11 protein-coding genes and 1 other RNA gene are annotated in these 13,144 nt (G+C 73.0%); 1 reads left to right on the top strand and 11 read right to left on the bottom strand.

Annotation, left to right across the window (positions count from 1 at the left end; all coding sequences use genetic code 11):
- Positions 1 to 4: 4 nt before the first annotated feature.
- The 8 genes from ACIQBJ_RS30605 to ftsE form a co-directional block, all read right to left on the bottom strand.
- Positions 5 to 1,150: a uroporphyrinogen-III synthase gene (locus ACIQBJ_RS30605; protein WP_400717027.1), complete on the bottom strand. Its 1,146-nt coding sequence runs from the start codon at positions 1,148 to 1,150 to the stop codon at positions 5 to 7.
- A 173-nt stretch (positions 1,151 to 1,323) separates the two neighbouring features.
- The gene (locus ACIQBJ_RS30600; protein WP_400717024.1) at positions 1,324 to 2,694 is read right to left on the bottom strand and encodes a nitrate/nitrite transporter; all 1,371 of its coding nucleotides are present in this window, start codon (positions 2,692 to 2,694) and stop codon (positions 1,324 to 1,326) included.
- Positions 2,695 to 2,888: 194 nt separating this feature from the next.
- Positions 2,889 to 3,267, bottom strand: a transfer-messenger RNA (tmRNA) gene (gene ssrA / locus ACIQBJ_RS30595).
- 89 nt (positions 3,268 to 3,356) lie between these two features.
- Positions 3,357 to 4,634: an alpha/beta hydrolase gene (locus tag ACIQBJ_RS30590; protein ID WP_400717020.1), complete on the bottom strand. Its 1,278-nt coding sequence runs from the start codon at positions 4,632 to 4,634 to the stop codon at positions 3,357 to 3,359.
- Positions 4,635 to 4,704: 70 nt separating this feature from the next.
- Positions 4,705 to 5,181 (bottom strand): SsrA-binding protein SmpB, encoded by a 477-nt coding sequence (smpB, locus tag ACIQBJ_RS30585; protein ID WP_400717017.1) that lies wholly within the window; start codon positions 5,179 to 5,181, stop codon positions 4,705 to 4,707.
- A gap of 44 nt (positions 5,182 to 5,225) precedes the next feature.
- Positions 5,226 to 6,344 carry a S41 family peptidase gene (locus ACIQBJ_RS30580; RefSeq protein WP_400717015.1) on the bottom strand — a complete coding sequence of 373 codons (1,119 nt, stop codon included), beginning with the start codon at positions 6,342 to 6,344 and terminating at the stop codon, positions 5,226 to 5,228.
- Between the two features lie 55 nt (positions 6,345 to 6,399).
- Positions 6,400 to 7,308: a permease-like cell division protein FtsX gene (gene ftsX, locus ACIQBJ_RS30575; protein WP_400717013.1), complete on the bottom strand. Its 909-nt coding sequence runs from the start codon at positions 7,306 to 7,308 to the stop codon at positions 6,400 to 6,402.
- Positions 7,309 to 7,319: 11 nt separating this feature from the next.
- Positions 7,320 to 8,009, bottom strand: a complete 690-nt coding sequence (gene ftsE, locus ACIQBJ_RS30570; RefSeq protein WP_400717011.1) for a cell division ATP-binding protein FtsE — start codon at positions 8,007 to 8,009, stop codon at positions 7,320 to 7,322.
- 261 nt (positions 8,010 to 8,270) lie between these two features.
- On the opposite strand from ftsE, the gene ACIQBJ_RS30565 reads away from it, so the two are divergent.
- A complete protein-coding gene (locus tag ACIQBJ_RS30565; RefSeq protein ID WP_400717009.1) occupies positions 8,271 to 8,465 on the top strand; it encodes a hypothetical protein in 195 nt (64 codons plus the stop codon).
- Between the two features lie 87 nt (positions 8,466 to 8,552).
- On the opposite strand, the gene prfB is transcribed toward ACIQBJ_RS30565, so the two are convergent.
- The 3 genes from prfB to ACIQBJ_RS30550 form a co-directional block, all read right to left on the bottom strand.
- Entirely contained in the window at positions 8,553 to 9,656 is a 1,104-nt protein-coding gene (gene prfB / locus ACIQBJ_RS30560) for a peptide chain release factor 2 (RefSeq protein ID WP_400717007.1), read from the bottom strand.
- A gap of 34 nt (positions 9,657 to 9,690) precedes the next feature.
- Complete coding sequence (locus ACIQBJ_RS30555) at positions 9,691 to 10,941, bottom strand: protein kinase (protein ID WP_400717005.1); 1,251 nt, start codon at positions 10,939 to 10,941, stop codon at positions 9,691 to 9,693.
- A gap of 141 nt (positions 10,942 to 11,082) precedes the next feature.
- Positions 11,083 to 12,927 carry a serine/threonine-protein kinase gene (locus ACIQBJ_RS30550; protein ID WP_400717003.1) on the bottom strand — a complete coding sequence of 615 codons (1,845 nt, stop codon included), beginning with the start codon at positions 12,925 to 12,927 and terminating at the stop codon, positions 11,083 to 11,085.
- Positions 12,928 to 13,144 lie beyond the last annotated feature (217 nt).

The raw sequence follows: 13,144 nt of genomic DNA, 5'->3' as shown, positions 1-13,144 counted from the left end.
GGCCTCAGTGCTCCAGGGTCAGGCGGTAGCCGCGCTTGACCACGGTGGTGATCAGGCGGGGCGCGCCGAGGGACTGGCGGAGGCGGGCCATCGCCGTCTCGACGGCGTGCTCGTCGTCGCCGCTGCCGGGGAGGGCGCGGAGCAGGTCGGCGCGCGGGACGACCCAGCCGGGGTGGCGGGCCAGGGTCCGCAGGAGGGCCATGCCGGCCGGGGGGACGGGGCGGAGCTCGCCGTCCACGAGGGCGGCCTGGCCGCGGAGTTCGAGGGTGTGGCCGGCCACCTGGAAGCGGCGGGCGCGCTCGGGGAGGGCCGCGGCGAGGGTCTGGACCATCGCGCCGAGGCGCATCCGCTCGGGCCAGACGGTGGGGATGTCGCGCTCGTCGAAGGGCGCGGCGGTGACCGGGCCGACGCAGACCGCGAGGACGTCGCGGCGCAGCGCGTGCAGCAGCTCCTCGGTGCGGCCGCGCTGCTCGGCCCGGTCGAAGAGGCCGATCGCGGCGGGCGCGGAGGTGAAGGTGACGGCGTCGAGCGCGCCGGCGCAGGTCGCGTCGAGCAGCCGGTCCAGCGGGGCGAGGTCGGCGGGCGGCAGCCAGCGGTAGACCGGGACCTCGACGACCTCGGCGCCGGCGGCGCGCAGCGACTCGACGAAGCCGGCCAGCGGGGCGCCGTGCAGCTGGACGGCGATCCGGCAGCCCTCGACGCCCTGCTCCAGCAGGTGGGAGAGGACCTCGGTGGAGGACTCGGTGGCGGCGGAGAAGGACTCCCGCAGCCCGGCGGCGCGGATCGCGCCCTTGGCCTTGGGGCCGCGGGCGAGCACGGAGCCCTCCGCGAGGGCGGCGCGCAGGTCGTCGCCGAGGTCCCAGCCGTCGGCGGCCTCCAGCCAGCCGCGGAAGCCGATGCCGGTGGTGGCGACGGCCAGGTCGGGCGGGTCGGCGATCAGCGCGCGGGTGGCGGTGAGGAGTTCGGTGTCGTCGGCGAGCGGCACGATCCGCAGGGCGGGCGCGCGCAGCACGCTCGCGCCGCGGCGCTGGAGCAGGGCGGCCAGCTCGTCGGCGCGGCGGGCCGCGGTGATGCCGACGGTCCAGCCGGCCAGCGGGCCGGTGCCGGCCGGATCGGGTGCGTCCTGCAGGCGTCGGGTCGGGTCGGCCATGCGGTGTCGTCCTTAGCTGCTCCGCCCGCCCGGGGTGTCCTGGCGGGGGACGGGGCGGCGGTCGGGTGGGTGGGTGGGTGGTCAATCGTCGCCGGTCGGGGTGTCACCCCCGGGTCGCTCCGATTACCGGCGTGTTTCGCCGCAGGTCGGGGCGGCCCGGGGGTGACGGCGGGTCAGACCCGGGCCAGCGCGGGGGTGTCGGCGCCCGGCCGGGCGGCGGCGGGGCGGCGGAGGTAGACGGCCCAGGTGAGGACGGAGCAGAGGGCGTAGGCGGCGAGGAAGGAGGCGAAGGCGGGGGTGCCGGACTTGGCGGTCAGGAAGGACTCGCGGAAGGCGAGGTTGATGAAGAGCCCGCCGAGGGCGCCGACGGCGCCGATGACGCCGATCGCGGCGCCGGACATCCGGCGGGACCAGGCGGCGGCGTCCTCGGGGGTGCGGCCGGCCGCGATCAGGTCCTGGGCCTTGGCGTCGAAGATGCCGGGGATCATCTTGTAGGTGGAGCCGTTGCCGAGCCCGGCGAGGGCGAACAGGGCGACGAAGCCGGTGAGGAAGACCGGCAGCGAGCGGACCGACGAGGCGTAGGTGACCAGGCTCGCGGCCGCGGCCATCGCGCCGAAGTTCCACAGCGTGATCCGGGCGCCGCCGTAGCGGTCGGCGAGCTTGCCGCCGAGCGGGCGGACCACCGAGCCGAGCAGCGGGCCGAGGAAGGTCAGCTGGGCGGCCTGCAGCGGGGTACGGCCGAACTGGTTCTGCAGGACCAGGCCGAAGGCGAAGGAGAAGCCGATGAAGGAGCCGAAGGTGCCGATGTAGAGCACCGACATCAGCCAGGTGTGCTTCTCCCGGACGACGGCGGCCAGCGCGCCGGTGTCGGCCTTCACCGGGGCCAGGTTGTCCATGAACAGGGCGGCGCACAGCGCGGCGACCACGATCAGCGGCAGGTAGACGGCGAGCACCGTCCGCGGGTGGCCGGCCCCGGCCCAGGCGATCACGGCGAGCGCGACCAGCTGGATGACGGGCACCCCGATGTTGCCGCCGCCGGCGTTCAGGCCGAGCGCCCAGCCCTTGTGCCGGGCCGGGTAGAAGGCGTTGATGTTGGTCATCGAGGAGGCGAAGTTGCCGCCGCCGACGCCGGTGAGCCCGGCCACCAGCAGGAAGGTGGTGTAGGAGGTGCCGGGGTGCATGACGTACGCGGCGGCGAACGTCGGCAGCAGGAGCAGCAGCGCGGAGACGACCGTCCAGTTCCGGCCGCCGAACCGGGCCACCGCGACGGTGTAGGGGATGCGGACGAAGGAGCCGACCAGGGTCGGCACGGCGACCAGGAAGAACTTCCCGGCCGGGTCGATCCCGTACTCCTTGCCCATGAAGAGGACCATCACCGACCAGAGGCTCCAGATCGAGAAGCCGATGTGTTCGGAGAGCACCGAGAAGGCGAGGTTGCGGCGGGCCACCCGGCGGCCGGTGGCCTCCCAGAACGCGGTGTCCTCCGGTTCCCAGTGCTGGATCCAGCGGCCGCCCGTTCTGCCGTGCGTGGTGGTGCCGTCCATGGGCTCGCTCCTTCGAGTGCGGGTGTCCAAGACCCTGTGCGACCGACGTTAGGAGGCCAGGATTTCGGGTCCGTTGTGCGGTGTGAAGGGTGCGGAACCGTCCTCTCACCCGGCGGACGGCGGGGATGTGAGGGCCCGGGAACGCACGAGAGCCGCCCTCCGGGACGGAGGACGGCTCTGCGATGCACATGGGGTGGTGGAGATGCCGGGAATCGAACCCGGGTCCAGTGAAGTGGATTCAGGACTTCTCCGAGCGCAGTCCGCTGTGATTTTCTCGGCCCTGGCAGTCACGCGGACAAGCCGCCAACAGGCCCAGTCACTGTTTGGTTTCCCCGCCACCCCCGCGACCGGGGTGGAAGGTTGAGTTCCCTAGATTATGCCAGGATCCGGGTCGGGAACTTCCCGGGCTGACACCCATTCACTCTCGCAGATCAGGCAGCGAGAGCGAACTGCTGGGAATCGCGCTTAGAGTTGGCGATTATTTTTTTGCGACACGTGGTTAACGAGATCATTGCCGCGTTCCTCGGCTCGCTTCTCCTGTTTCGACTGTCACTGTCGAAACCGATCATCCCCATGTTTTTTTGACAAACAGCTCCGACGGGCGGGCCCGCCGGGTGATGCGCTGCCATAGTACTCAACCGGCCCGTCAAGGGTCCAGCGCATTAACCGGCGGCGCCGCCGGCGCCGGGCAGACCGGCCCGCTGGGCCAGCCAGGGCAGCGTCTGCTTGAAGGCGAAGGTGCCGAACTGCCAGTCGTGCTTGCCGGGGTGCACCTCGAGCGTGGTGGTCAGACCGGCGGCACGGGCGGCCTTGTCGAGCGTCTGGGCGTCGGCGAGGTGCCGGCCGGTCTCCTGGTCGCCGATCATGAAGTAGCCGGCCGAGTTGCGGTAGGTGTCCTTCTTGGCCTTGCCCAGCACGGTCACCGGGTCGTGCGCCGCCCAGGCGGCCTCGTCGCCGCCGTACAGCTGGTCGACGGTGGACTGCTTGCCGCCCAGGTTGGGGCCGGCGTCACCGGATATGTCGACGAAGCTGCCGATCACCTCGGGATGCACCACGGCCAGGTCGACGGCGCAGGTGCCGCCCATCGACCAGCCGACCGCGGACCAGGAGCGCGCGTCCGAGGCACTGTTGAAGGTCTTGGTGAGGTACGCCGGAATGTCCTTGACCAGGTGGTCGGCGGCCCGGCCGGCCTTGCCGTTGACGCACTCGGTGTCGGTCTTGAAGCTTCCGGTGGCGTCGGCCATCACCAGGATCGGGGCGTAGCCGTTGTGCGCGGCGGCGTACGCGTCGGCGGTCTTGATCGCCTCGCCGGCCCGGATCCAGTTGTCGGGGGCGGCGAACTGGCCGCCGATCATCACCACCACCGGCAGCTTGGGCCGGGTCTTGCTGCGGAACCAGGCCGGCGGCAGGTAGACCAGTTCGTGGCGGTGCTTGAAACCGCTCGGCTCGGCCGGGATGTCGACCGACACCACTCGGCCCGCCGAGGACTTGCCCACGGCGGCGAGCGCCTCGTCCAGGCCCATCTGCTGCGGCACCGGGGCGTCCGAGAGGTCACCGACCGCGGCGTCCACGCTCGGGTAGTAGCCGGTGGAGATGTTCACCGAGTTGGCGGCGCACACCAGGGAGAGCAGGACCGCGAGCGGGACGGCGGCCAGGTTCCACCAGCTGGACCGCCGCACCCCGGCCGCCAGGCCGCCCAGGCCCAGCAGGGCGCAGCACACCCAGAACCACAGGCCGGTCGGCAGCGGTTCGTCGGCGACTCCCGACAACGCGACCAGCAGGGCGATCAGGGCGGTGCCGGCCAGCGCACCGCCGACCACCCAGGGCAGCCTGCGGCGGAGCCAGAACGGGCTGACTCTGAGCAACGCCGCGGTGACCGCCGCCACCGCCAGGACGCGCAGGGTCCACGGGAGCCAGCCACTGATCAGTGAGGTGTCCACCCGGAGATGGTACGGAAGCGTCCGATGGGCGTACGCAACTGGGGTGCCGACGTGCCCCTTTGACCCGTTTTCAGCCCTGTCGGCGGCGGGCCGCGGCGACCGCGCGGTCGGTCTCCCGCTGGTCCTGGCGCTCGCGCAGGGTCTGCCGCTTGTCGTAGAGCTTCTTGCCGACCGCGAGGGCGAGCTCGAGCTTGGCCCGGCCGTCCTTGAAGTACAGCGTCAGCGGGACCAGCGTGTGGCCGGTCTCCTTGACCTTGGACTCGATCTTGCGGATCTCCATCTTGTGCAGCAGCAGCTTGCGCTTGCGCCGCGCCGAGTGGTTGGTCCAGGTGCCCTGGGCGTACTCGGGGATGAAGACGTTGTCGATCCAGGCCTCGCCGCCCTGGATGTACGCGTAGCCGTCGACCAGGTTGGCCCGGCCCTCGCGCAGCGACTTGACCTCGGTACCGGTGAGCACCATGCCGCACTCGTAGGTGTCGAGAATGGTGTACTCGTGCCGCGCCTTCTTGTTCTGCGCGACCAGCTTCTTGCCCGTTTCCTTTGCCATAGCCCGGCCATTCTCGCACTTCGACGGCGGGCTCGGCAGCCCCTTTACCGCGCGGCGGGGGTGGCGGGCGCCGAACTGCTCAGCCCGTCCAGCACCTTGAGGGCGAGCGCGGCCGGGTCCTCGGCGCCGGCGGGCACGTCGGGCTGGACGCCGGTGCCGTCCGGGGAGCGGCCGCCGGGGGTCTGGTAGCGGCCGACGGTGAGTTCCAGCACCGAGCCGTCGGCGAGCCGGCTGGGCTGCTGGACGGTGCCCTTGCCGAAGGTGCGGGTGCCGACCAGGACGGCCCGGCAGCGGTCCTGGAGCGCGCCGGCCAGCAGCTCGGCGGCGCTCATGGTGCCGCCGTCGACCAGCACCACCAGCGGGACGGCGGTGGCCCGGCCGGTGTCGGCGGTGAGTTCGCGGTGCGTGCCGCGGGCCTGGTAGCTGGCGACCGGCCCGCCGTCGAGGAAGACCGAGGCGGTGGCCACCGCCTCCTCGACCAGGCCGCCGGAGTTGCCGCGCAGGTCGAGCACCACGGCGCGGGCGCCGGCCGCGGCGGCCCGGACCTGGTCGCCGACGCCCTCGGTGAAGGCGTGCACGGAGATCCGCACCACGCCGGGCAGCGGGTGGTCGGCCTCCACCTCGCGGGCGGCCAGTTCGGCCCGGGTCAGGGCGAGCTGCCGGGCGGGCCCCGGCCCGGCGGCGACCGTGACGGCCACCGTGCTGCCGGGCGGGCCGCCGCGCAGCCGGGCGACCAGTTCGGTGACCGGCAGCTGCTCGGCGGGCACCCCGTCGACGGCGAGCAGCCGGTCCCCGGGCGCGATCCCGGCCCGGGCGGCGGGCGAGCCGGACTGCACCTCGGCGACCTCGGTGGGCCCGCCGGCCGTCCGGTCCACGGTCAGGCCGACGCCCGCGTACCGGCCGCCGGTGAGGTCGGCGTACTGCTGCGGGCTCAGGTAGGCCGCCCAGCGGTCGCCGCTGGCGCCGACCAGCTGCCGGGCCTCCTGCGGGCTCAGGTCGGCCCCGGAGAGGTCGGCGGCGGCCGGGGCGGCGTCGGACGACGAAGGGGCCTGGGGAGAACCGATCGGTTCTCCCCAGGCCCCGGAGGCCGCTCCGGCGAACAGCACGGCGCCGAACACCAGGCCGAGCGTCATCCCCTGGCGTACCCGCGGTGCTGTCGGCATGCCGCCGAGTCTAGGCCGGGCGGCGCACCGGCCGGTAGCACCGGCCGACGGTCCGTCAGACCTTCAGGTACTTGCGCAGGGTGAAGAACGCCGCGATGCCGGCCATCAGCATGCCGACCACGACCAGCAGCGGGATCACCGACAGCACCGAGGACAGGCCGATGAAGTGGATGAACGCCACCTTCTTCTGCAGCCAGCCCTGGACGAAGAAGTGCCCGCCCACCAGCAGCAGCGAGGCCAGGCCCGCGCCGAGCAGCGCGGCGAACGCGGCCTCCGCGATGAACGGCATCTGCACGTAGAAGTTGGAGGCGCCGACCAGTCTCATGATGCCGGTCTCGCGGCGGCGGCTGAACGCGGACACCCGGACGGTGTTGACGATCAGCAGCAGGGCCACGAACAGCATCAGCACCATGATCACGAAGGCTGCCGTCTGCAGGCCGCGGAGCAGCCCGAACAAGTTCTCCAGGATCTTCCGCTGGTCCTCGACCGACTTCACGCCGGGCTTGCCGGCGAAGGCGCTGGCGATCACGTCGAACCGGGTCGGGTCGCTGAGCTTGACCCGCCAGGACTGCGGCATCGCGTCCGGGCCGACCGCCGCGAGCAGCGGGTTGTCCGGGTTGCTCTGCTTGAAGTGCTGGTACGCCTCGGCCGAGGACTCGAAGGTCGAGGTCTGCACCAGCGGGGTCATCTTGTCCAGGTCGGTCTTGACCTGCTTGATCTGGTCGTCGGTGGCCGCGCCGGCCGAGCACTGCGGCGACGTCATGTCCGCCTTCGTGCAGAAGTAGATGCTGACCTCGACCTTGTCGTACCAGTAGTCCTTCATGGAGTTGACCTGGTCGCGGACCAGCAGCGAGGCACCGGCGAGGGCGAGCGACAGCGCGACACTGACCACGACGGCGATGGTCATGGTCAGGTTGCGGCGGAGACCGACACCGATCTCCGACAGGACGAACTGGGCGCGCATGCTTCTCTCTTCTAGCTCTGGTAGCCGTAGACGCCGCGGGCCTGGTCACGGACCAGCAGGCCCTTGTCGAGCTCGATGACGCGCTTGCGCATCTGGTCGACGATGGCCTGGTCGTGGGTCGCCATCAGCACGGTGGTGCCGGTCCGGTTGATCCGGTCGAGCAGCTTCATGATGCCGACCGAGTTCTGCGGGTCCAGGTTGCCGGTGGGCTCGTCGGCGATCAGCAGCATCGGACGGTTCACGAACGCCCGGGCGATCGCCACCCGCTGCTGCTCACCGCCCGACAGCTCGCCGGGCATCCGGCCCTCCTTGCCGCCCAGGCCGACCAGGTCGAGCACCTCGGGCACCACCTTGTTGATGGTGCTCTTGGGCTTGCCGATCACCTCCAGGGCGAACGCCACGTTCTGGCCGACGGTCTTGTTCGGCAGCAGGCGGAAGTCCTGGAAGACGGTGCCCAGTTGGCGCCGCATGTGCGGCACCTTCCAGTTGGAGAGCTTGCCCAGGTCCTTGCCCAGCACGTGCACGTCACCGGTGGAGGGGCGCTCCTCCCGCAGGCACAGGCGCAGGAAGGTCGACTTGCCGGAGCCGGAGGAGCCGACCAGGAAGACGAACTCGCCCTTCTCGATCTCCAGCGAGACGTTGTCCAGGGCCGGACGGTTCTGCTTGGGATAGGTCTTGGAGACGTTGTCGAATCTGATCACGGCTGCATCACGGGGGCCATCCTAGGTGGATCGAGGGCAGTGACCTTACGCGATGCCCATGCGCACCCGCAGTGACCGGACGCCTACTGACCGGGGTTTCGTCAGGTGTCGTTCCGGTTCGGACCGGAAATTGCGAGGTACGTCACAGATCGATAACCCTTCGGCTCCGGGGGCCGGAGGATGGGGAACCTGGCAGAGTGGTGAGCGGACGGAACCGAATCCGCCTCCGGGACGTTGGCTATGCAGCAAGGAGGAGATCGCATGACCTGCGACCAACTGGTGTGCGCCAACTGCAACGGCCGCGTCGTCGACGGCCGCTGCCCGGTCTGCCGCGCCAACCGCGCCCGGCTGCAGCAGGAGCAGCACGGGCCGTTCGCCGCGCTCAACCCCGCGGTGCTGCTGGCCGTGCTGTCCGCCGCGCTGCTGGCGATGGTCCTGCTGACGCTGACGCGCTGAGCCCGCGGGCCCGGGCCGACGGGGAAGGGCCCCTCCGCCGAGGCGGAGGGGCCCTTCCGTCATGCGTGCCTGCTCGCGCGTGCCTGCTTACGCCTCGCGCTGCTTGCGCCACCGGATGCCGGCCTCGATGAACCCGTCGATGTCGCCGTCCAGCACGCCCTGCGGGTTGCCGACCTCGTGGTCGGTGCGGAGGTCCTTGACCATCTGGTACGGGTGCAGGACGTAGGAGCGCATCTGGTTGCCCCAGGACGAGCCGCCGTCCTTGAGCGCGTCCATCGCGGCGCGCTCCTCCTGGCGGCGGCGTTCCAGCAGCTTGGCCTGGAGGACGTTCATCGCCGAGGCCTTGTTCTGGATCTGCGAGCGCTCGTTCTGGCAGGAGACCACGATGCCGGTCGGCAGGTGGGTGATCCGGACCGCGGAGTCGGTGGTGTTGACGCCCTGGCCGCCGGGGCCGGAGGCGCGGTAGACGTCGATCCGCAGCTCGCCCTCGTCGATGTCGACGTGGTCGGAGGTCTCCACGACGGGGAGCACCTCGACGCCGGCGAAGGAGGTCTGCCGGCGGCCCTGGTTGTCGAACGGGGAGATCCGCACCAGGCGGTGGGTGCCCTGCTCGACGGAGAGGGTGCCGTAGGCGTAGGGGGCCTTGACGGTGAAGGTCGCGGACTTGATGCCGGCCTCTTCGGCGTACGAGGTGTCGTAGACCTCGGTCGGGTACCCGTGCCGCTCGGCCCAGCGCAGGTACATCCGCATCAGCTGCTCGGCGAAGTCGGCGGCGTCGACGCCGCCCGCCTCGGCGCGGATGTTGACCAGGGCCTCGCGGGCGTCGTACTCGCCGGAGAGCAGGGTGCGCACCTCCAGCTCCTCGACGGCCTTCTGGACGGAGACCAGCTCGGTCTCGGCCTCGGCGCGGGTGTCCGCGTCGTCCTCGGCCTCGGCGAGTTCGAACAGGACGCCCAGGTCCTCGACCCGGCCGCGCAGGGTCTCGACCTTGCGCAGCTCGCCCTGGAGGAAGGAGAGTCGGCTGGTGACCTTCTGCGCGTTGGCGACGTCGTCCCACAGGGTGGGGACGGCTGCCTCCTCCTCGAGGGTCACGATGTCGGCCCGGATCTTGTCCAGGTCGAGGACTGCCTCGATCGACGACATGGTCGAGTCGAGGTTCTTGAGCTCTTCGGAAGGATCGACGGCTGCCACGCCACAAGGGTAATGGTTCGAAGGGGGGGCTCGGCTACAACCTGGGGTGCGGAACGCTGTGCAGACCCTCGGGGCGCGCCCCGGCGGGCGGTTCGGCGGCGAACGCCGACCAGGCGGCGGCCGCCCCGGCCAGCAGCAGGAGCACCGCGACCAGCACCGCGAGGGTCCGGCGGCGGCGGATCGCCTGGGCCCGGGTGCGGCGGTGCGAGGCCGGGGCGGCCTGGCTCCGCTGGGCCCGGGACTCCTCGGCGTAGGAGGCCAGTTCGGCGGGGGACGGGCGGCGCAGGCTGGTGTGGGTGTCGCGGGTGGAGTCGGGCTGCGGCCCGGGGACCAGGGCGACCGCGGGGCCGCGCCGGCGGCGGTGCGCGCCGCCGGCGTCCACCTCGGCGTAGACCGCCTCGCCCGGGGTGGGCAGCTCCTCGGGGGAGCTGCGCGGGGCGGGCGCCGCGAGCGGGCCGACGCCGGCCAGTTCGGGCAGCAGGCCGCGCAGCCGGGCGGCGAGCTCGGCGGCCCGCAGCCGGGAGGCCGGGGCCTTGGCCAGGCACTCGGAGATGATCCGCCACAGCTCGTCCGGCATGCCCTCGACCGGCGGGACGTTCTCGGTGACGTGCCGGCGCAGCACCGCGCCGGTGTGGCCGCCGCCGAACGGGGTGGCGCCGGTGAGCAGTTCGTACAGCACGGTGGCGAGGGCGTAGATGTCGACGGCGGCGCGCGGCTCCAGGCCCTCGATGATCTCGGGGGCCAGGTAGTCGGGGGTGCCGATGATCCGGGTGGCGCGGGTCCGGCGCGGGGCGTCGACCAGGCGGGCGATGCCGAAGTCGGTGAGCTTGGCGCGCGGGGCGCCGCCGGGGCCGGGCGGGGCGGCGAGGTCGAGCAGCACGTTCTCCGGCTTGACGTCGCGGTGCACGATGCCGGCGGCGTGCGCGGCGGCCAGGCCGTCGGCGACGTCGGCGATCACCGAGACCGCGGTCGCCGGGTCGAGGACGCCGTCCCGCTCCAGCCGGGTGCGCAGGTCGCTGCCCTGGACGAGGTCCATCACCAGGGCGAGGTCGCTGCCGTCGACCACCATGTCGTGGACGCCGACCACGTGCGGGTGGTCGAGGCCGGTGAGCGCGGCGCGTTCCTGGACGAAGCGGCCGACCAGCACCTGGTCGGCGGCGAGGTCCTCGCGCAGCAGCTTGACCGCCACCGGACCGTCCGGGCCCTCCCCGAGCCACACGGTGCCGGCCGATCCCCGGCCGATCACCCGGTGGACGGTGTAGCGGCTGCCGATCTTGCGTGCCAATGCTGCTCCGTGGGCTCGTGAGGTCGGTGCCGACGACCAACCTACGCGTCCGAAGGGCCTCCGGGGGCCGTGGAGGGCTCGCGGAGAGGTACCGATCCGGTGGAATTTCGCGGGATTGTCGACAAAGCGTCAATCCCGTTGTCAGGTATGGCTGCCGACCCAGTCGGAGGCGTCGTGGTACCAGCCGACCACGTTGTCCCAGTAGTGCGGCAGCGGCGTGAAGTTCCACAGCGCCAGGCAGCCGAGCGCCAGCACCACCAGCACCAGCAGGCAGCCCTTCAGGCAGCCCAGGCCGGGGATCCACATCCGGTTGCGGCTGCGCCGCCGCGGCTCCCGCTCCCGGGGCGCCTCGCGGGGCGGCTCCGGCTCCCGGTACGGCGGCTCCTGGCGGCGCGGCGGGGCCGGCTCGGCCCGGCGCTGCGGCGCCCCGTAGCCCTGCGGCTGCCCGCTGTACGCGGGCGGCGGGCCCGGCTGCTGGGCCTGGTACGGCGGCGGGGCGACCGGCGGGCGGCCGTCCCGGCCCTGCTGCCGGCCGTGCCCCTGCTGCTGGCCGTGGCCCTGCGGCGGGTACTGGCCCTGCGGCGGGCGGCCGGGCTGCTGCTGCGGCTGGTAGGGGCCCTGCTGCGGGGCGTACCGGCCGGGCTGCGGCTGCTGCTGGGCCTGGTACGGCGGCGGGGCCACCGGCGGGCGCTGCCCGGGCGGCGGGTACTGGCCGGCCTGGTACGGGCGCGGGGCGACCGGCGGGGCGGCCAGGTCCTCGGGCTCGAAGTAGCCGATCCGGGTCTGCGCGTTGCGGTCCCGGGCGGCCTGCAGCTGGTTCTGCCAGGGGTGCGGGTCCTCGGCCGGGGGCTGTCCGGGCTGTCCGGGGGGACCGGGCGGCATCGCGGGCATCACCGCCGTCCGGTCGGCGGGCGGCTGCGCCGGGGGCTGGGGGGCCATCAGGCGGGTGCTGTCCTCGGCGCCGGGCACGGCCTGACGGCTCGTCATGACCTGGGTGGCGGCGGCCGGGTCGAAGGCCCCGGCCAGGGTGGCCTCGTGCGGGTCGACCGCGGGCGCGGCGGCGCGGGCGAGCGCCGGGTCGGGCCGCAGCAGCGCGCCGACGGCCAGCGCGGCCTCCACCGCGTCCGGGGCGGCGTGCACGCCGACGCCCGCCGCGACCACCCGCAGCGCCTCGGCCAGCGAGACCGCGGTGGGCCGCTCGGCCGGGTCCTTGCGCAGGCAGCGCTCCACCACCGTCCAGAGCGGCTCGGGCATGCCGCGCGGGCGCTCGGGCTCCTGGGCGAGGTGCGCCTGGAGCACCGCCATCGGGTTGTCGCCGCGGAACGGCGGGCGGCCGGTGACGAGTTCGTACAGCAGGATGCCGGCGCCGTAGACGTCCACCGCGGCGGTCTGCGGGCGGCCCTCGGCGGACTCCGGGGCGACGTAGGCGGGGGTGCCGACGAACTCGTGGGTGCGGGTGATGCCCGGGGAGTCGGCGAGCCGGGCGATGCCGAAGTCGGTGAGCATCGGGTGCATCCGCTCGCCGCCGTCGACCGCGAGGGTGGCCAGCAGCACGTTGGCGGGCTTGAGGTCCCGGTGCACCACGCCGTCGGCGTGGCTGGCGGCCAGCGCGTCGGCGATCTGCGCCATCAGCAGCGCGCCGGCGATCGGCGACAGCGGGCCGGACTCGCGCAGGTAGCGGTACAGGTCGGGGCCGTCGACCAGGTCCATCACCAGGGCCAGCAGCTCGCCCTCGACCACCAGGTCGCGGGTGCGCACGATGTTGGGGTGGGTGAGGCGCAGCAGCACCGAGCGCTCGCGCAGGAAGCGCATCACCACGTCCGGGTCGGCGGCGAGTTCCTCGCGCAGCACCTTGACCGCGACGGCCTGGCCGGGCTGCAGGCCCGGCACCGCGGCGTCCTCGCGGACCCGGCCGCGCCAGACCGTGCCGGTCGCTCCGCGTCCCAGGCTCTCTTCCAGCACGTACTTGCTGCCGACAGGCCGCACTGTGCACTCCGTTCGGTCACCCGGCGCCCGCTGCCGGGGCCGCGATCCGGCACTCCCCCGTTCCCGTGAACGGCGCCGGGGCCTTGCGGGAGCCCGCTGGCGCGGGCTCTCCGGTTTTCGGCAACTCTAACGGTGCCCGAGCGGGTTTCCGAGGTGCTGCCGGGTCGGGGCGCGCGGGGTCGGCCCGGGGAGGTCCGGGGGTCCTTGACCCGGCCGC

It is taken from the genome of Kitasatospora sp. NPDC088391 (assembly GCF_044753345.1).
Taxonomy (GTDB): domain Bacteria; phylum Actinomycetota; class Actinomycetes; order Streptomycetales; family Streptomycetaceae; genus Kitasatospora.
This window is presented reverse-complemented; position numbering and strand designations above follow the sequence as displayed.